The organism is Roseibium album, from assembly GCF_965233825.1.
GTDB lineage: Bacteria > Pseudomonadota > Alphaproteobacteria > Rhizobiales > Stappiaceae > Roseibium > Roseibium album.
The window spans coordinates 5,988,912-6,006,089 of record NZ_OZ247583.1; the positions used below are offsets into that span (position 1 = coordinate 5,988,912).

The following is a 17,178-nucleotide window of genomic DNA, read 5'->3' on the forward strand; positions in this document are numbered from 1 at the left end:
AGAATACGAGGCGGCTCCTAGCCAGCCGGTATCAATCCCGCGCCTCGAGCCAGACCTGCGCCGTCTTCATGTCCTTCGACACGATCCCCTCTGCGAGCTTCTGGCCGACAACGGCACCGAACTTGTAACCGTGGCCTGAACAGGCCGACACGATTGTTGCCCTGTCCTCGGTTGTCGCGAAGAAATGCTCATCGGAAGTGAATGTATAGGCGCATGTCACCACATCATCGACGTGATACTCCGTGATCCTGGCGAACGGAGGCGCAAAGTGATTGCGCAGCGTTTCACCCTCACCTGCCTCCGCCACCCGGTCCTGGTCGGGCGCGGCCTTGTGTTTGTGAATACCTGCACCGAATTTGAGCCCGGTTCCGGCAACCGGCGGCAGAACGTAGCCGTCAATCGGGCCACCCGGATCCAGAATGGCAGGTGATCGCTCCCAGGCCTCGCGCAGGTTTTCCGGCGGCGTCAGGTAGACAACTGCGGTGCGGTAGGTCGTCAGACTGGTGCCAAGTTTGGGAAACAGCCCGAGTGTCCAGGCACCAGAGGTGATGATGAGGTGGTCACCGTTCAGAACGGAACCGTCCACCAACGTGGCGGAGCCTGCAGACGTGTCCACAGCTGTAACCTTGGCATTCTCGCGGACGTCAGCTCCATTCCTGCGCAGCCAGTCACGCAGGTCCGAGGCGATCTTCTGGCACAGCAGTACCCCCCCTTCGTCACTGACAGCCCCGTACCTGATGGTCGACGGATCGATAAAGGGAAATCGCTTTGCAGTTTCTGCCGGTGTCAGGTCTTCAAACGGATAGCCGCCGTCAATCAGTCCCTGCCGATAGATTTCACCGCCATCACCCTGTTGCTGCGACAGCAGCATGAAGCCGGTTTCAACGAGATGCGAGGCTTCCAGATCCGCCCACATTTCATCCCAGGCCGCATAGGCATCCCCGATGCGGCGCTGGTATCCGCCCTTCCCGCCATACGCCCGGCGAATAATGCGATGCTGGTCACCGGAGGCCGAAAGCGGGTTGGGGATCGGTCCCTGCTCCAGCAGTGTCACAGGAACGCCTCGCTTGGTCAGCGCCCAGGCGGTGGAAAGGCCCGAGATCCCGGCGCCAACGATCAGTATTGCCATGTTGGTTTTCCTGCGATGTCTTCGCGAAGATTAACGAGCCGGAATGTCGGTGCAAGAGGCGATTTGCCACTGGCGACGCATACCGGATATGCGGCGGGACCGTGTTCACACAATGGTTTAAGGAGTTAAGGTTTCACCTCGAATACCACAATGAGGCAATCTCCAGAACCTTGCGAAAGAACGCAGAAAACCCAATTTTTCAACACGTTATCGCGGCAATCGGAATCAGTTCAAGAGCCTGGTTCAATCTCCCAGGGGCTGAGGCCCGGTTCGTCCGTGATACGCCGTCAGCGAGGCTCTGATCCGGCGCAGGTTCTCCGCCGTGTTGTCGGACCTGAGCTGCGCAATGGCCATCGCCAGCGCATCGATGATGACCAGATAGGCATAGCGCGACGCCGTCGGCTTGTAGATATCGGGGTCTTCCGGAAGATCTATCTGAAGGGCGCACTCGACACTTCGGGACAGCGTGCTTTCAGACTTTGTGATGGCGATAGTGGTTGCTCCGTAGCCTCCCGCAATTTCCGCTGCACTCAGCACCTCATCAGCTTCTCCGCTCGAGGAAATGAGCAGAATGACGTCTGACTTGGACAACGTTGCAGCCCGCATCTGCAATAGATAGCTGTCGGAAACGGCCACAGTCGCAATTCCGAGACGAAACAGACGGTTGGATGCTTCCTGTGCCACAATGGAGGAGCCGCCCCCGATGCCGCCAACCAGAACGGTCCGCGCGTTTGCGATATGATCCTTTGCAGCCTCGAACTTGTCATTGTCCAGCTGACGGCGCACGACGTTCAATGATGCCGACAAGGCGCCGATGACCTGATCGAGGACCCCTGCACCCGTCTCTGTCGCGGCCCTGTCACCGACATCGAGATACTGCAGGCTGACGGCAAGATTTTGTGCCAGCCGGATCTTGAATTCCCGGAACCCGTCGCAGCCCATGGTCCGGCAGAAGCGGACGACCGTTGGTGAACTTACGTCGCAGGCCCGCGCCACTTCGGCGATCGTCATGGAACTGATCTTTTCGAGGTTTGCCGACACGAAGTCGGCGACCTTCTGCTCGCGCGTGGAAAGCTGACCCTCCGCTTTCCTGAGATTGGAGATCACATCGACCGCTGCGTGTCCCAGATCGTCATCGATTTTCAAGCGTGCCTGCATCATTCCTCCTGCCTGTTCTGTAACTCGGTTACAAAACCGGGTCAATAAATTACCACAGCGGGCCCTTATTGGGTCTATTTTTGTAATTTAATGACAAAAATAACTTGACTTGGCTCCAAATTCGAAGAAATTATCTAACTGAGTTTCATTTGGGAGGGTGCAAGCTTGAAAAGCCTGGCAGAAAGAATCAGCCTTGGCCTGAACCGAGCGATCGAGGCGGTTGTCGCACTGCTGATGCTGGCTTTGGTCTTTGATGTCTGGATTGGCGTTATCGACCGTTACTGGTTTCACTGGCAGTTGCCCTGGCCGGAAACCCTTGCTCGCTACCTGATGATCTGGGCAGCGCTTCTGGCGGTCTCATCCGGAATTGCCCGCCGCGAACATATCGGCCTGACGTCCTTCCTGATGACGTTGCCTGCATGGTTTCGCCGCGCCGTCCTGATCACGATCGACATCCTTGCAATCTCTCTGTTCCTTTACGTGTTCTGGTTCGGCATCGGCTTCGCCCAAAGCGGGGCAACGCGGCAGGCGATGATTTTCGGCGTAACGCTTGAACCATTCTTCTGGGCAATCCCCACGTCCGCCTTTCTCGCGATCATTCAATTGGCGCTTGTCCTGATACGCGATCAGGGCCTGCAGCTTGAACAATCGGCGGAGGCAAGCGCATGATTGTCGCCGTTACATTCGTTCTCCTGATCCTGTTCGGCATGCCTATCGGTTTCGCGATTGGCCTGGCCGGTGTTGTCGGCCTGATAGACATGGGCGGCGGTCCGAATTTCCTGGCCATCGGGCCAAGCAAGATCTTCAACGGATTGAACATCTTTCCATTCCTGGCGATGCCTTTCTTCATCCTTGCCGGCGAGATCATGAATGGCATCGGCATCACTGATCGGCTGGTCAAGCTGGCGCAGGTCCTTGTCGGGCGCTTCCGCGGTGGACTGGCGCATACGAACATGCTGGCTTCGGTGTTCTTTGCCGGCCTGACGGGTTCGGCGACGGCAGATGCCGCCGCCTTCGGTCGCACGCTTGTGCCTGCCATGGAAAAGGAAGGCTATTCCCGCGACTACGCCTGCGCTGTCACGGCAGCCGGTTCGATCATCGGCCCGACCATCCCGCCATCCGGTCTCATGGTTGTCTACGGCTCACTGATGGGCGTTTCCATCGGCGGGCTGTTTGCCGCGGGTATCTTGCCGGGCCTCGTCATCTGCCTCGTCTGCATGGGCGTAATCGTCGTTGGCGGCAAGCGCGAGAATCTGCCCAAGGCGGCACGTGGCGCCACCATATGGGAAGTCTGGGACACGTTCCTGTCTTCGCTCACTGCGCTGCTGATGCCCGTCATCATTCTCGGCGGCATTCTGGGCGGCGTCGTCACACCTACCGAAGCCGCTTCGATCGCTGTCGCCTACGCACTTTTCATCGGTCTCTTCGTCTATCGCACGCTGTCGGCACGCAGTTTCTATTCCATGCTGGTTCGAACTGCCCGGATTACCGGCGTGATTTTCGTAATCATCGCGTTTGCCGGCATTCTCGGCTGGTGGATGAGCTTTGAGCGCATTCCCCAGGAAATTGCAGGAGCCGTGCTTGGCATTTCCGAAAATCCATATGCCGTGATCGCCATTATCATCTGCATCCTGCTGGTTGTCGGAATGGTGATGGACATCACCGCCATTCTGATAATCCTGGCGCCTGTTCTGGTCCCGTTGACAGAACAGATCGGTCTGGAGCCGATCCATGCCGGTATCATCTTCGTGCTGGCACTCAACATTTCACTCATGACCCCGCCGGTCGGAGCGTGCCTGTTCGTTTTGTCTTCGGTCACCGGGGAAAAGCTCGAACGGATTGCCGTCAAGCTGACCCCGTTCCTGATCGCGGAAATCACAATCCTGTTCCTGTTTGCTTTCTGGGAGGATGCGGCGCTGTTCCTGCCCCGCGCTTTCGGATTTGCCCAATAGGCCATGTCTTCAACAGAGGAGGTACTTATGAAGACTTTGAAAATAGGGCTCGTTGCAGGCGCCATAGCGGCGCTCACAGTGACCACGGCACTCGCCGACGGCGGTGTGATCCGCTTCGGTCACGACAACAAGACCGACCCGTTTGAAAACCCGGCGCACGCCTGCACCGCAGTCTTCTCCAACATCGTCGCAGCCGACACCAACGGCAGTGTGACAGTCGAGGTCTTCGGCTCCAACCAGCTTGGTTCCGCAGCCGAACACGTCCAGCAGGTTCGCGACGGTGTCATTCAGGCAACGCTGACGTCTACAGGCGCCCTTGCCAGCTACTATCCGCGTATCGACGTGTTGAACCTGCCTTTCGCATTTGCCAACAATGCGTCGACCTATTCCGTTTTTGACGGGCCCTTCGGCGAAGCCCTTGCGGCGGACATCGAGGAAGCACTCGGTGATGTTGTTGTGCTCGGTTTTCCGGACACAGGAGGCTTCTTCGCGGTCACGAACTCCCAGCGTCCGATTGCAGACCTTGCCGACTTCGACGGCATCCGCATCCGTACCATGACGCTGCCTTCGCACCAGAAGATCGTTCAGGCGCTGGGCGCTGAAGCCTATCCGCTCAGCTGGGGCGAGGTCTATTCCGGACTGCAGACAGGTGTGATCGATGGCCAGATGAACCCGGTTCCGATCATTTCCTTTGCGAATTTCGCAGAGGTTCAGAAGTACATGACGCTCACCAACCACCTGTTTTCACCTTACACATTCATGGTCAACCGCGCCTTCTTCGAAGGCCTGAGCGATGCGGAACAGCAAACTCTTCGCGTGGCTGCGGAAAACTGCGTCGCAGCCAGTCGGGGCCTTTCCCGGATCATCGAAGCGTCCGACCGTGGCCTTGCTGGCCTGATGGACAAGATCGAGGTCACCGCCTTGACCGACGACCAGCGCAAGGCGATGGCTGGAGCAACCCAACCGGCTTTTGAATCCCACGTAGCCGAGAACCTCGACGCAAAGGCGTCCGAGCTTCTGGGTCTGTTCAAGAGCGAGGTCGACGCGGCCAACAACAGCAGTTACCTGAACTGATCTGACAGGTCCTCCCAGGCGGGGGGTGCTCCGGCTCCCCTCGCCGCTCTTTCATTTCAAGCCGGGGTATCCATGCGCGTTTTTTGTGCTTCCATCGCAACTGAAACCAATACATTTTCACCGCTGCGAACGGACTTCTCAGACTTCGAACAAAGCTTCTACGCGCCACCTGGACAGCATCCGGCAACCCCGACACTTTGCAGCGCGGTGTTTCCCGCCCTGAGAAAGCGAGCTGCCGAAGGCAGCATCGAATTGATTGAAGGCACCGCAACCTGGGCGGAGCCCGGCGGGCTCGTCAACGCGCCGACCTGGCTGCGTTTGCGCAATGAAGTTCTCGATCAGCTCAAGGCAGCGTTGCCACTCGATGCCGCGATATTCGGTTTGCACGGCGCCATGATCGCCGATGGCTGCGTCGACTGCGAAGGAGATCTGCTGGAAGCCGTGAGACAGATTGTCGGTCCTGACTGCCGCGTTGGAGCAAGCTTCGATCCGCACAGTCACCTGAGTGAAAAAAGGGTACGCAACGCCGACGTAATCACGGTCTTCAAGGAATTTCCGCACACCGATTTCGTGGAGGCCGGGGAGGCATGTGTCGACTTGACGCTCAAATCCGCGCGCGGAGAAATTACCCCTGCAACCAGCGTCTTTGATGTCCGAATGATCGATGTGCTCCCGACCAGCATTCAGCCCATGCGCGGCTTCATCGACAAGCTGAAGCAGCTGGAGCAATCAGGAAACATCCTGTCGGCGTCCGTAATTCACGGTTTCATGGCTGGAGACTCGCCTGATCTCGGTGCCAGGATTATCGTGGTGACAAACAATGAAAAAACGAAAGGGGACCGGCTGGCGCGCGATCTCGGCATGGAACTGTTCAGTTTTCGCGGGCGGGCGGCACCGGAGTTCCTGACGCCTCATGAAGCCCTCGGGCGCGCCGATGCCAGCTCCAGATCTCCCGTCGTTATCGCTGATGTCTGGGACAATCCGGGGGGTGGCGTTGCTGGTGACTCGACCATCATGCTGCAACACGTGATGGAAATGGGCCTCCAGGGAGTCGCGGTCGGCACCATTTGGGACCCGATGGCGGTCCGTCTCTGCTTTGCTGCAGGTGAAGGGGCGGAATTTGACCTCCGGTTCGGGGGCAAAACTTCTGCACATGCCGGTCAGCCGATCGATGCAACGGTCAAGGTGATCAGGCTCGTCGAAAATGCAGTGCAGAGTTTCGGTACCTCTGTCGTTCCCCTCGGCAACAGTGCGGCGATCCGGATCGGTGATCTCGACATTGTCCTGAACACCAACCGTTCCCAGGCTTTTTCGCCCGATCTTTTCACCAATCTCGGTGTCGATATCAGTCGAAAGCGCATCCTGATCGTCAAGTCGACCAATCATTTCCACGGTGCATTTGCCCCGATCGCAGGAGAAATTCTTTATGCCGCCATCGATGGGCCGTATCCTAACGACCCGCGCCGGACCGCCTACACACGATTGAAGCGCGCGCTCTGGCCAATGGTTGAAGATCCCCATCAAGAGGAACTTGCATGATATTTCCAACCCTCGACACACCTTCAGTCCTTGTTGATCTGGACATTGCCGAGGCCAACATCCGCAAATACCAGGACTATTGCGACGAACACGGACTGAAACTTCGCCCCCATGTCAAGACGCACAAGATCCCGTCCCTCGCAAAATACCAGGTGGCACAAGGCGCCATAGGAATTACCTGCCAGAAGATCAGCGAAGCAGAAGCCATGATCGAGGAAGGCGGAATCGACGATGTCCTGATCACCTACAATATTCTGGGTCACAGGAAGACAGCTCGTCTGCGCGCTCTTTCCGAAAGGGTCAGGGTCTCGGTAGTCGCCGACAACGCGATAGTTGCCACAGGCTTGAGCCGGGCGTTCGCTGATGCCGCCGAACCCTTGTCTGTTCTGGTCGAATGCAACACCGGCGCAGATCGCTGCGGCGTAGCAAGTCCGGCCGATGCCGCCGGTCTGGCACGCCGCATCGCCGAACTCCCCGGTCTGAGATTTGTCGGCCTGATGACCTTTCCTCCCGTCGGCGGTGTAACCAGCGCTGCGGACTGGCTGAGCGAAACCAAGAGCCTGATTGAAGCGCAGGGAATGAAAGTTGAACGGGTTTCCTCCGGCGGATCTCAGGATATGTGGCACGCTCATCTTGCCACTCCGGTCACAGAGCACCGGATCGGCACCTATGTCTACAACGACCGTTCGCTGGTCACTCGCGGAACCTGCACATGGCAGGACTGTGCCCTGACCGTTCTTGCGACAGTCGTCTCCGTGCCATCCGAAACCCATGCGATCGTCGACGCCGGATCCAAGGTCCTGACGAGTGACCTCTTTGGCCTCCAGGGTCATGGCCATGTTCTGAACCGGGACGATCTCGCGATCGATCAGCTCAGTGAGGAGCATGGCCGCATCGTCTCGAGTGGCCCGATCCGTCTTGCCGTCGGAGACAGGCTGAGAATCGTTCCCAATCATGCCTGCGTCGTTGCCAATATGCTCGACAATGTAGATTGCATTCGCGGCACCGACATCATCGGCCCGGTGCCGGTCGCAGCACGCGGTCAGGTCTGGTGAAATCGCAGCAGCCCTGTCTGGCGCGAAAAACCTCTTTGTCCTTCTGTCGGACACGAAGGCAAACCAAGTTGCCAATCGAACGCGTTGGCATCAAGGTCTGATGCATCCGCCTGCAATTCGCTTTAGGGACTTAATCTGACGCAACAACAAAAAGGCTTCCGTTCAATAAAAACGAAAGCCCATTAAGTGTTCAGGATCAAGCTGCAGCGGGCGTTTTCTCGATCACCCGCCGGATTGTGACCTCTGCCTTCTCCAGCCGCGCATCGCTAGAGATCCATGCCGGTTCGCTGACCAGCTTCTCGCAGGAGATCCCGAGTTCGGGAAAGCCCAGACCCATGGAATGGGCAACGGCTACCCTGTCACCCGGTTTCGGATTGAGTCCACAACAAACGTCACGCGTTCCCATCTTCAGATGGTGGGCAATATCCCATTCCAGAACGACCCCGTCATGCCGCGTCACGACCCAGCAGTGGGCGTCTTCACAGCAGCCGCTTTTCTCTTCCGGGAAGAAATAACCGGTAATGTAACCGGCCTCGTATCCGGCAGCCCGAAGGGAGGCGATCAGGTAGGTATTGATGTCGATACACGAACCTTCCGTCAATCCGCAGGCGAGATACGGCACCTCATCACACCCATCATTGAAACGAACCTCCGGATGGGCATACCGGAACTTTTCCGCAACTGCATTCACCAGTGCCTGAATGGCAGCATGTCCATCCGGTTGCGTTTCGGAGATATTGATCGCATCGAAGACAAGGTCTTCGGCCGCCTGCGTATATCTGTTGCGATGCGGTTCAAAAATGGCGTCCGGATAACCCGGACCCCCTTCCTTGAACGAATACCGAACTTCGACCGGTTCCCTCCGCTCAGGTGAAACGAGGGCCGCAATCTGGCCGGTTGTCTCTTCGCCCGTCAGGGAGAATCTCCCACCGGTGACATCGAAATGAACCGGCATCTGGTGCGGTGTCGGCAGTCCGACCGGCACAAGCAGCGTTCGGGTCGCATCTTCGTGCGGTTCAACAGTGACGGATAGGTGTGTGCGCATGTCATGTCCCTCAAATGACAAGCTGGAATATCAGACCGGACAAGACCGCACCGACAAAACCAAGCCCGAGATAGGTGGCAAAGACCTGCGGCTTCACCAGAGACCAGACCGCAGCCATTGCCGGAATGGAGCTGACAGCACCGGCGATCATGAATGCCATTGCAGCACCAGCGCTCATGCCCTGGTCCATCAGGCCTGCCAATAGCGGCGGTGCAACATAGCTGTTGAGGTAGGCAGGCATGCCGACCAGCGCGGAAATTGCGATCGAACCGACGCCCTCACCGCCGACAACACCGGCAATCAGGTTGGCAGGCACATAGGTGACGAGTGCCGCTTCCAGAACATAGGCAAGCGCAAGCCACTTCACCAGAAAGAGCGCATTTGTCTTCAGCTCGACATAAAACTTGTCAGTCCGTTCGGTTTCCCTCCAGAATTTCCAGACGGGACGGCCTGTCTGCGGCGACGCCCCGCATCCGCAACCGCTTGCCGAAGACCCGATCTTGACAGGATTGGCAAAGGCTCCGGTCTTCAGAAGCACGGAGACCAGAAACCCGCCGAAAAGACCAAGCGCAACGGCGGATACTGCTTTGCCGATGGCAAAGGGCCAGCCCAACGCACCGGCCGTGATCAGCAGCGTCGGCGGATCGATAAGCGGAGATGACAGCCAGAAAGCCATGATTGCCGAGAGCGGTGCACCGACTGCCAGCAGACCGGCTATGAAGGGGATGACCTCACACGAACAGAATGGCGCGAGGCCTCCGAAAAGAGCCGCCAGGAAAATGGCCTGCGTCTCGCGGCCTTCGAATGCCCGACCGACATAGGCCTCCGCACCGGAAGCCTTCAGCCACGCAATCAGCGCAACGGCAAAGGCGATGTAGGGCAATGTGCCCAGAAAGGCCTGTATCGCAAATGTTACGAAGGGGACGAACTGCACCTGGTCAAGCAACAGCACCAGCAAAGGACCACCGAGCACGACGGCCCAGGTCGAGAAAATGTAGTCTTTGCCGGGAAATGTCTTCCAGGTCCATTTTGATGCCGGTGCCGTGCAGCAGGCAGTCTTCGGGGCGCCACAACTTGCTCCACCGCTATTCTGATCAAGCTCAATGCGTTCGATCGTGTCTGACATTTCAGTCCATCCTTCTGACCGGGCTAGCAACCGCCCTCGTCCACGCAGCATTCCTTGAGAATGTATCCAGCGAGATTTTCAAGGTGATCGAAGGCCGCGCGGTTGATCACCGACCGGCCGTCCTTTTCCTGAATCACCAGACCGGCGGAAGAAAGAAACTTCAGATGATGGGCAAGCGTGGAGGCCGCCATCCCTGTTCGGGACTGGATGTCTCCAACCGTCAGGCCGGTTTGCCCGGCTTTCACCAACGTCAATACCACCTGTAGCCGGGCTTCCGAGCCCAGCGCAGCAAACCCCTGCGCCGCTTCTTCCAGTACCATTCTCGCCTCACTCAATATAACTATATTCCTAGTTATATAGTTTTAAATCAAAAGTCAACAACGACTGTTGCCCGTGGAAAAATCTGTCATGCGTTGCTTCGACCGCCAGGTGGCCACCCGGTACGGAAATAGACCGACATGAGCTTCACAAGCTTATTGTGAGCCTCGCATTTGTCAGGAATCCCTGGGCAGGCATGACTGAAGACGTTTCCGACTTGTTCCGGGTTTCATTCATCCATCAAGGAAATCCAGGGCGCACCCGTGCCATCTGACCATAAGGCAAGCGGAACATCCGGATTGAATTATCGCCGCGGCATCTTATCTGGTGCTCGTCATCGTGAGTAGGCACAATACATGTCGTTTGCCCTTCCGGATAAGCTCGAGAAACTGATCTCCCCGTATCAGGGAAACGCGTCCATTGCTGTCACCGGCTTTCTGCACGGCGACCAAAATGTCTACAGTTTGTTTGGCGATCCTGCAGACACGCCTGACTATGCGCCTGAAGACCTGATCTTTGAAATCGGATCGATTTCCAAGGTCTTCACCGCACTGCTTCTGGCGCTGTTAACCGAGCAGGGCAAGATCGATCCGGACCGCCCGATCAAGGACCTGTGCGATGAATTTTCGTCCGCGCCACTTCAGCTCACACCCTTGAGCCTGGCTACGCACATGTCAGGATTGCCGCGTCTGCATATTCCGATCTGGAAGGCGATGATCCAAGGCGCCGGCGATGATCCCTACTCTGAATTTTCTCGGGATGATCTGGTAGCCTGGCTTCGGGTCTGGAGCTCACAGGAACCGCGCAAAAAACCGGGGCACGCCTATTCCAACCTTGCTTTCGGGCTTCTGGGTGAGGTCCTCGCGCTCAGTCAGAGCCGCCCGTTTCTTGAAATGTTGCGGGATGAACTATTTAGCCCTCTGGGGATGAATGAAACCTCCGCCTGCCTTAGCCCGCAACAAAAGAAACGTTTTGCCCGACCACATGACAATCGTGGACGGCCTGTGGTGCCATGGTCGTTCAAGGCTTTGGCTGGCGCAGGTGCCCTGCGTTCGTCTGCAGGCGACCTGGCCCTGTTTTCCTCCCGGGTCGCTGACGCTCTCTCAAACCCGACAACAACTCTTGACCGCGCCATAGGACAGTGTGCCGAACCCCTGATCGGACTTGGGCCGCGCGGAAAGAAAGAACCGGTTTCACAATGCCTTGGGTGGCTATCGATGAAACTCGATCCCACCACGCCCCGGATGCTTTTTCACGATGGCGGCACCGCCGGATCAACTGCAGCTCTCTACATTTGCCCGGAAAAACGCGCCGCACTCACAATTCTCGCCAATCGTGGTGTCGCAGCCGGCCTCTGGTCCAGCCTGAAACTCAGCTGGTCCAACCCCCATCGCCTCGCAAACGATGTCTTTGCCAAGCTGTAAGTCGAAATTCGGTGTCTCTCACGCTTTTCGACTTCTTGTAAATGTGGTGGATGCCTTCGTCTGGCGCTTCTTCCAACAATAACCCTGCGATGATGATCACACCACGTGAATTCCAGACTGGATGGGCTGCGTGCAGAGACGGTGTTTCAATCCCGGCTGGACGTGAAACGCGATGTCACCACCTTGTTAAGTGCGATCGTCCTTTGACAGCATGTTCATCACCTGCACAATCGCTGCGACCTTGGCCTTGTCCAGCCCGTCCGCATGCGGATCGGAAAACCGGCCGCTATCATTGTCGAAATACCTGCCGGAGGCATTTGAAAACTCTTCTGAAAGCGCTGCGCGCAGCAGAATATCGACGCCAATGGAAAGATCATTCCCGGCGACACCGAAGCCTTCCTTGACCATCTTGCTGGCAAGCAGCGAACCGGGATTGACCGCAACGACAACAGGTCCTTCCGCACCGAATTGCGCGGCAAGATGCCGTGACCACATCGTCAATGCCAGCTTGCTCTGGGCATAGGCTTCCATCGGGGACAGGTGGACCTTTCCCTTGAGTGCATCAAGATTGACCGGCGCCTGTGCCGCTGAGGACAGATTCACGACCCTGCCGGACGCGTCCATCAGTGGACGGAGCCCCTCTGTCAAAATCTGGGGAGCCAGCAAATTGACCACAAACCGGACATCCAGACCTTCATCCGTCAGATCGTTTCCGGTTCGCAGAACGCCCGCATTGTTGATCAGAACATCAAGCTTTGAATGTGTCGACCTGATCTCCCCGGCAAGTCTCGCAACATCACCTGGTCGCGAAAAATCTGCCTGATAACATTCCACCTCACCATCGGCATCAATCGCAAGAAGCGCTTGCCTGGCTGCTTCGATCTTTGATGAATTACGGCCATGCAGCAGGATCGTATGTCCCTTTGCACGAAGGGCCTTGACCGTTTCCAGACCGATCCCGTCGGTCGAGCCGGTCACCAGAATTATCTTGCTCATCTTTTGAATTCCCTATCCTGAAAAGTCCGGCAAAAGCTCCTCGGCCAGCCGTTTCAGCGTTGTTTCGATATCGGCGTTGTTGAACCTCAGGTTCAGTGCAACGTGGTTCACACCAATGGTTTCGAGCGTTTTCAGGTAGCCGCGAAGGGCGTCGCGACCCATCCGGAACCCGAGATGGATCGGTTCCGGAGCTGCATCCGCAACCTCGGCCAGATCAAGATAGAGAGGCTGCATGACCGGTTTGTCGAAGCCACCGGCATTTCGAACCCTGGTCCTGTAATCCCTGACAACGCGTTCCTGGATGGGAATATTGCGTGGGTAAGTCATCCAGCCGTCACCGTTTTCGGCAACCCAGACCGGGTCCTGTTGACTGCCGCCTGTAATCAGCATCGGTAGCTTGCCGGCATCCGGTTTGGGCAACATGTCCATGCCGCCGCCCGGCGCTCCACCCGTGTTGTGAAATTTCGGCTGAAATCGGGCCATTTGGCGGATGTAGTCCAGATGTTCCCGAAACCGAACACCCCGGTCTTCGAAAAACATGTTCAGTGCAGGATATTCTTCCGGCCGGTCGCCGGAGGCTACTCCGAGGAGCAGGCGCCCTCCGGACAGGACATCGGCGCTTGCCGCCGCCTTTGCCACATGCGCGGGGTGGCGGAGCGGCAGGACAATGCTGGCAACGCCGAGTGCAATGTCATTTGTTCCGGCCGCCAGATACCCGAGATAGACAAACGGGTCGAACACCTGTCCCGCATCGCCGAAAGTGGGCACATTGAACGGCACGTCGCGCAGCCAGATGGATGAAAAGCCAAGCTTTTCCGCAAGTTGCACCCGTTCCAGGTGCTGCTGCATCTGCGGGACAGCGCTCATGCCGTAATTCTCCAGAGGCACGACCAGCCCGAGCGAAAGTTTGCCGGGTTTGAAAACGGAATTGTAGCCCCGGTTGATCTGCTCAAAACCGGATGTAGCGAGACGATCAAGCATTTTCATTTCCCTTGTGCCAATGCTCCAGGTCATGGAACAGGCGCATCGTGAACGACGGTATCATCAACAAAACCTTTATGCGCGCTTGCGGGATTGTTGCACGTTCGAAGCCGGACACTCAGGCCAGGTCATCCTTTCCTTCGATGAGGAAATGGAAGCTGCGGGACCCTTCCGTCCGCGCCTTCAGATGCGGCACGTAATCGGGATCATTCATGAAACGGACCGCCGCCTCCTTCGAGGGCCATTCGATCACGATGCGCAGCGCGGCATCATCTTTGGGGCCTTCAAGCTGTTCATGCGAGGAAGTGCGGGCGAGATACTTGCCGCCATATTGCGCAACCAGCCTGTTCGCAGGTCCGATGTAGTCCGGGATCCAGTCTTCGCTGGTCGGAGTGACGGCAAGCACGGACAAGTATGCCATTTCACGTGGTCCTTCGATTCGGGGTGTGCTGCGGACTTCACAGCGTCGACCTGGAAGATAGGGATCTTGATTTTCAATATAAATAGTCAATAAATGAGTTCATAATTCGGGTTTTGGATATAAACAGATGGACACCAATAGCTTGCGGCTTTTCGTTCTGGCAGCCGAAAAACTGAACATCAGTGCGGCCGGGCGCGAACTCGGCATGCCTCCTGCAGTCGCCAGCAACCGTTTGGCGAAACTGGAACAAAGTCTGGGTTCGGACCTGATGCATCGCTCCACCCGCAAGGTGGCACTTTCCGTCGAAGGCGAGGAGTTTTTGCCTTTTGCCCGGGAAATCATCGCGCAGGAAGATGCAGCACGTGCCGCTCTCGGTCTTTCCAGCCCGCAAGTCAGCGGTCTTCTCCGGTTTGCCGCTTCGAGCAGCTTCGCGCAGCTTTACATCGTGCCTCTACTGCCGGAATTCCTGGCGAGATATCCGGAAGTCAAGCTGGACCTGAAACTCTCCGACACACGATTTGACCTGATTGAAGGCAGTTTCGACCTGGCACTCCGCAACTCTGCCCTCGAAGACAGCAGCCTGAAATTCCGCAAGCTGGCCGACGACATCCGTATCCTGTGCGCTTCGCCGGACTACCTTTCGCGGTTTGGACACCCGAAAGCCCCGGCCGACCTGATCGACCATCAACTCATTGCGTTTCAGGATCTGTCGGCACGTCGACTGACCGGGCCCGGCGCAACAACGTCATCGCATTTCGACCCGCGTGCGGCAGGCAGCCGCCTGGTCATTGACGACGGCCTCTCGCTGAAACTCGCAACGCTTGCCGGTGCCGGCATATCGATGAATTCCCTGTGGAACACATATGCCGAACTCGAGGAGGGAACACTGGTAAGGGTGCTCCCCGAGTTCGAGGTGGATGATCAGTCCGTCCTTTGGCTGGTTTACCCGAAATCGAATGTTCTGACGGCAAAAGTCAGGGTCTTCATCGATTTTCTTTTGGAAAAGATCGGCAAGGGACCCGTCTGGGAAAGCAGATGAATGCCGCCCTCAGGCGCAACAAGACGAGGCAGAAGCAGAACCGCAGCAGCCAGCCGTTTCGGCAGTCGCAGCATGTTCCAACGCCGGTTTGCAATGCGCGCGGATTTCATTCAGATCGACGCCGACCTGGCCTTCATGCAACCGGGGCCTTGAGATTTCATAAATCCGCATTCCCCTGTTCTCATGGGCAAATTCCACGTGCAGCGGACTTTCACCAAGACCGGTCACCCTGGTGATACTCTGACCGAGAATCGAGGAGAATTTGCCGACATTCATGTGACCGCCACCGTGACCGTCGAGAAGTTGCAACGCGGCTTCCCTCCAGGACCTCAGCCGTCCGCCGCAGTCAATGCTGTTGACCTGGGCGAGTTTGAACTCGGTAACATGGTAACCGTCACCGACGTCACCTTCCGCTGTCTGGAACACGAGAGGCAAATCGGCAGGCAGTGTCTGCAGCGTTTCGAGAAGCATCTGGGGTGTCATGATGGCAACCTTTCATTTCAAGTTTTATTGAAATATACTTCAAGCACAGATCGCCTCCCATTTCAAGAAAGTTTGAAATATGAATGAAACCGATGCTCTGGCCGCGTTTGCCTCGATCTCGAGTGCAACGCGTCTCCGCATTCTCAAGCTCCTTGTAGAGGCCGGCACCAATGGGCTTTCTGCAGGGGAAATTGCAGCAGCAGTCGGTGCAACGCCGTCAAGAACCTCTTTTCACCTGTCCAATATGTCTGAAGCAGGTCTGGTCGCCTCCAGCAGAATGGCTCGCCAGATCACCTACCGCCTCGACTTCGCGGTGGTCGGCGCCCTGATGCGCTATATTTTGGAGGATTGCTGCAAGAACAACCCGACAGTAAGGGCGTGTTGTGTGACAGACGGCGGATGCTAGCTGGATTTGTCCAAATACGGTTTTTTCACAAAACACCAAATCGGCTGCCGCTTCGCCAGGCCTATTGAACCCACGCGATGCCGAACAGGCTAGAACCGCTCAACATGCGGGCGCAATTCGATTTCGTTTGTCCAGATGCTTCGGTGCTGCCGGGTCATTTCAAGGTAGGCACGAGCGATTTCGTCAGGATGCAGGGTCTTTTCCGGATCGCTGTACGGTGCGCCCCTGTCCGCACGGTGAATGGCACCGTCAATGACGAAATGAACAACGTGGATGTTCTTCGGATGAAGTTCGCGGGCGAGCGACTGGCACAGGCCTCGCAAGGCAAACTTGCCCATCGCAAACGGAGCCGATTGCGGAAAACCCTTGATGCCGGCGGAAGCCCCGGTAAAGAGCAGAGTGCCCGCTTCTCGCGGCACCATGCGTTTGGCCGCCTCCTGTGCAACAAAAAACGCCCCAAGGGCAGTCACGTCCAGCGCAGCGCGCACCTGGTCTGGGTCCAGTTCTGCAATTGGCCCTCTCGTCCGTCCGCTTGCATTGTAGATGACGACATCCGGCGTTGCGCCTTCGGCATCAAGCGTTTCGAAAAGAGTCTTGACGCTGTCATTGTCCGTCGCATCGCACGCATGCGCGCGCGCCCCCGTTTCCTCACACAGTTCTGCAAGTTTGTCTGGATTTCGGGCAGCAACAGCTACGGTATAACCGGCTGATGAATAGACACGCGCAAGCGATGCGCTCAAGCCTGCACCGGCACCGACGATCAAAACATGTCCAGTCATGAAGCTGCTCCCGAAATACACCGACCGCATCGGATATAGCGCAGGATACTTCGTCAACCAGTGCTCGCGAAAGACCAGACCGGACGAACCTCGCGGGTGACCGCCACGTCAAGATGTTCCGTTGAGATGCGAAGAAAATTCACGGCCCTCGTCGTCGTCCACGGCACATACAGGATCCAGTATTCGACCGAGGTGCACTACGAATAGATACATCGGGAAATTGACGTCACACCTGAAATTCCACTACCGTTCA

Annotated in this window: 18 protein-coding genes; 8 read left to right on the plus strand and 10 right to left on the minus strand. The window is 57.1% G+C overall.

The features are described from left to right. Nucleotides 1-31 precede the first annotated feature (31 nt). Nucleotides 32-1,129: an NAD(P)/FAD-dependent oxidoreductase gene (locus ACO6TI_RS27570; protein ID WP_055117613.1), complete on the minus strand. Its 1,098-nt coding sequence runs from the start codon at nt 1,127-1,129 to the stop codon at nt 32-34. A gap of 243 nt (nt 1,130-1,372) precedes the next feature. Then, the gene (locus ACO6TI_RS27575) at nt 1,373-2,290 is read right to left on the minus strand and encodes a MurR/RpiR family transcriptional regulator (RefSeq protein WP_208992945.1); all 918 of its coding nucleotides are present in this window, start codon (nt 2,288-2,290) and stop codon (nt 1,373-1,375) included. A gap of 162 nt (nt 2,291-2,452) precedes the next feature. Between ACO6TI_RS27575 and ACO6TI_RS27580 the strand changes: the two genes are divergently transcribed. The 5 genes from ACO6TI_RS27580 to ACO6TI_RS27600 all read left to right on the plus strand — a co-directional run bounded on the left by ACO6TI_RS27580 (nt 2,453) and on the right by ACO6TI_RS27600 (nt 7,907). Beyond that, on the plus strand, nt 2,453-2,956 hold the full coding sequence (locus ACO6TI_RS27580) for a TRAP transporter small permease (RefSeq protein WP_281927287.1): 504 nt from the start codon (nt 2,453-2,455) through the stop codon (nt 2,954-2,956). Next, complete coding sequence (locus ACO6TI_RS27585; RefSeq protein WP_422383781.1) at nt 2,953-4,239, plus strand: TRAP transporter large permease; 1,287 nt, start codon at nt 2,953-2,955, stop codon at nt 4,237-4,239. The genes ACO6TI_RS27580 and ACO6TI_RS27585 overlap by 4 nt, the downstream gene beginning before the upstream one ends. Nucleotides 4,240-4,266: 27 nt before the next feature. Further along, nucleotides 4,267-5,313, plus strand: a complete 1,047-nt coding sequence (locus ACO6TI_RS27590) for a DctP family TRAP transporter solute-binding subunit (RefSeq protein WP_029061032.1) — start codon at nt 4,267-4,269, stop codon at nt 5,311-5,313. Between the two features lie 72 nt (nt 5,314-5,385). After that, a complete protein-coding gene (locus ACO6TI_RS27595) occupies nt 5,386-6,852 on the plus strand; it encodes a M81 family metallopeptidase (RefSeq protein WP_422383782.1) in 1,467 nt (488 codons plus the stop codon). Continuing rightward, nucleotides 6,849-7,907 (plus strand): D-TA family PLP-dependent enzyme, encoded by a 1,059-nt coding sequence (locus ACO6TI_RS27600; RefSeq protein ID WP_422383783.1) that lies wholly within the window; start codon nt 6,849-6,851, stop codon nt 7,905-7,907. The genes ACO6TI_RS27595 and ACO6TI_RS27600 overlap by 4 nt, the downstream gene beginning before the upstream one ends. Before the next feature lie 196 nt (nt 7,908-8,103). Here the strand turns inward: ACO6TI_RS27600 and ACO6TI_RS27605 are convergent, their stop codons facing one another. Genes ACO6TI_RS27605 through ACO6TI_RS27615 form a run of 3 tightly spaced genes read right to left on the minus strand, consistent with a single transcriptional unit; the run spans nt 8,104 to nt 10,398 of the window. Continuing rightward, nucleotides 8,104-8,952 carry a transglutaminase-like domain-containing protein gene (locus tag ACO6TI_RS27605; RefSeq protein ID WP_422383784.1) on the minus strand — a complete coding sequence of 283 codons (849 nt, stop codon included), beginning with the start codon at nt 8,950-8,952 and terminating at the stop codon, nt 8,104-8,106. A 10-nt stretch (nt 8,953-8,962) separates the two neighbouring features. After that, the gene (locus tag ACO6TI_RS27610; protein ID WP_196916418.1) at nt 8,963-10,078 is read right to left on the minus strand and encodes a permease; all 1,116 of its coding nucleotides are present in this window, start codon (nt 10,076-10,078) and stop codon (nt 8,963-8,965) included. Between the two features lie 23 nt (nt 10,079-10,101). After that, nucleotides 10,102-10,398, minus strand: a complete 297-nt coding sequence (locus tag ACO6TI_RS27615) for an ArsR/SmtB family transcription factor (RefSeq protein ID WP_196916419.1) — start codon at nt 10,396-10,398, stop codon at nt 10,102-10,104. Between the two features lie 354 nt (nt 10,399-10,752). Here ACO6TI_RS27615 and ACO6TI_RS27620 point away from each other — a divergent pair, with 354 nt between their 5' ends. Then, complete coding sequence (locus tag ACO6TI_RS27620) at nt 10,753-11,820, plus strand: serine hydrolase domain-containing protein (protein WP_422383785.1); 1,068 nt, start codon at nt 10,753-10,755, stop codon at nt 11,818-11,820. 186 nt (nt 11,821-12,006) lie between these two features. On the opposite strand, the gene ACO6TI_RS27625 is transcribed toward ACO6TI_RS27620, so the two are convergent. From ACO6TI_RS27625 to ACO6TI_RS27635, 3 genes are all read right to left on the minus strand, one after another. After that, nucleotides 12,007-12,816 (minus strand): SDR family NAD(P)-dependent oxidoreductase, encoded by an 810-nt coding sequence (locus ACO6TI_RS27625; RefSeq protein ID WP_422383786.1) that lies wholly within the window; start codon nt 12,814-12,816, stop codon nt 12,007-12,009. A gap of 12 nt (nt 12,817-12,828) precedes the next feature. Next, on the minus strand, nt 12,829-13,797 hold the full coding sequence (locus ACO6TI_RS27630; protein WP_422383787.1) for an LLM class oxidoreductase: 969 nt from the start codon (nt 13,795-13,797) through the stop codon (nt 12,829-12,831). 118 nt (nt 13,798-13,915) lie between these two features. Then, entirely contained in the window at nt 13,916-14,218 is a 303-nt protein-coding gene (locus ACO6TI_RS27635) for a DUF1330 domain-containing protein (protein WP_196877186.1), read from the minus strand. Nucleotides 14,219-14,345: 127 nt separating this feature from the next. On the opposite strand from ACO6TI_RS27635, the gene ACO6TI_RS27640 reads away from it, so the two are divergent. Then, nucleotides 14,346-15,257, plus strand: coding sequence for a LysR family transcriptional regulator (locus ACO6TI_RS27640; RefSeq protein WP_055117631.1), 912 nt, complete (start codon nt 14,346-14,348; stop codon nt 15,255-15,257). A 9-nt stretch (nt 15,258-15,266) separates the two neighbouring features. Here the strand turns inward: ACO6TI_RS27640 and ACO6TI_RS27645 are convergent, their stop codons facing one another. Continuing rightward, nucleotides 15,267-15,740, minus strand: a complete 474-nt coding sequence (locus ACO6TI_RS27645) for a DUF6428 family protein (protein WP_422383788.1) — start codon at nt 15,738-15,740, stop codon at nt 15,267-15,269. 79 nt (nt 15,741-15,819) lie between these two features. Between ACO6TI_RS27645 and ACO6TI_RS27650 the strand changes: the two genes are divergently transcribed. Beyond that, entirely contained in the window at nt 15,820-16,146 is a 327-nt protein-coding gene (locus tag ACO6TI_RS27650; RefSeq protein WP_104703800.1) for an ArsR/SmtB family transcription factor, read from the plus strand. 89 nt (nt 16,147-16,235) lie between these two features. On the opposite strand, the gene ACO6TI_RS27655 is transcribed toward ACO6TI_RS27650, so the two are convergent. Then, nucleotides 16,236-16,925 (minus strand): SDR family NAD(P)-dependent oxidoreductase, encoded by a 690-nt coding sequence (locus ACO6TI_RS27655; RefSeq protein ID WP_055117637.1) that lies wholly within the window; start codon nt 16,923-16,925, stop codon nt 16,236-16,238. Between the last annotated feature and the right edge of the window lie 253 nt (nt 16,926-17,178).

Excerpts from the sequence above, each read along its gene's own strand:
- ACO6TI_RS27570 (WP_055117613.1), bottom strand. The coding sequence starts at position 1,129 with ATGGCAATACTGATCGTTGGCGCCGGGATCTCGGGCCTTTCCACCGCC.
- ACO6TI_RS27575 (WP_208992945.1), bottom strand. The coding sequence starts at position 2,290 with ATGATGCAGGCACGCTTGAAAATCGATGACGATCTGGGACACGCAGCG.
- ACO6TI_RS27585 (WP_422383781.1), top strand. The coding sequence starts at position 2,953 with ATGATTGTCGCCGTTACATTCGTTCTCCTGATCCTGTTCGGCATGCCT.
- ACO6TI_RS27590 (WP_029061032.1), top strand. The coding sequence starts at position 4,267 with ATGAAGACTTTGAAAATAGGGCTCGTTGCAGGCGCCATAGCGGCGCTC.
- ACO6TI_RS27595 (WP_422383782.1), top strand. The coding sequence starts at position 5,386 with ATGCGCGTTTTTTGTGCTTCCATCGCAACTGAAACCAATACATTTTCA.
- ACO6TI_RS27600 (WP_422383783.1), top strand. The coding sequence starts at position 6,849 with ATGATATTTCCAACCCTCGACACACCTTCAGTCCTTGTTGATCTGGAC.
- ACO6TI_RS27605 (WP_422383784.1), bottom strand. The coding sequence starts at position 8,952 with ATGCGCACACACCTATCCGTCACTGTTGAACCGCACGAAGATGCGACC.
- ACO6TI_RS27610 (WP_196916418.1), bottom strand. The coding sequence starts at position 10,078 with ATGTCAGACACGATCGAACGCATTGAGCTTGATCAGAATAGCGGTGGA.
- ACO6TI_RS27615 (WP_196916419.1), bottom strand. The coding sequence starts at position 10,398 with ATGGTACTGGAAGAAGCGGCGCAGGGGTTTGCTGCGCTGGGCTCGGAA.
- ACO6TI_RS27620 (WP_422383785.1), top strand. The coding sequence starts at position 10,753 with ATGTCGTTTGCCCTTCCGGATAAGCTCGAGAAACTGATCTCCCCGTAT.
- ACO6TI_RS27625 (WP_422383786.1), bottom strand. The coding sequence starts at position 12,816 with ATGAGCAAGATAATTCTGGTGACCGGCTCGACCGACGGGATCGGTCTG.
- ACO6TI_RS27630 (WP_422383787.1), bottom strand. The coding sequence starts at position 13,797 with ATGCTTGATCGTCTCGCTACATCCGGTTTTGAGCAGATCAACCGGGGC.
- ACO6TI_RS27635 (WP_196877186.1), bottom strand. The coding sequence starts at position 14,218 with ATGGCATACTTGTCCGTGCTTGCCGTCACTCCGACCAGCGAAGACTGG.
- ACO6TI_RS27640 (WP_055117631.1), top strand. The coding sequence starts at position 14,346 with ATGGACACCAATAGCTTGCGGCTTTTCGTTCTGGCAGCCGAAAAACTG.
- ACO6TI_RS27645 (WP_422383788.1), bottom strand. The coding sequence starts at position 15,740 with ATGACACCCCAGATGCTTCTCGAAACGCTGCAGACACTGCCTGCCGAT.
- ACO6TI_RS27650 (WP_104703800.1), top strand. The coding sequence starts at position 15,820 with ATGAATGAAACCGATGCTCTGGCCGCGTTTGCCTCGATCTCGAGTGCA.
- ACO6TI_RS27655 (WP_055117637.1), bottom strand. The coding sequence starts at position 16,925 with ATGACTGGACATGTTTTGATCGTCGGTGCCGGTGCAGGCTTGAGCGCA.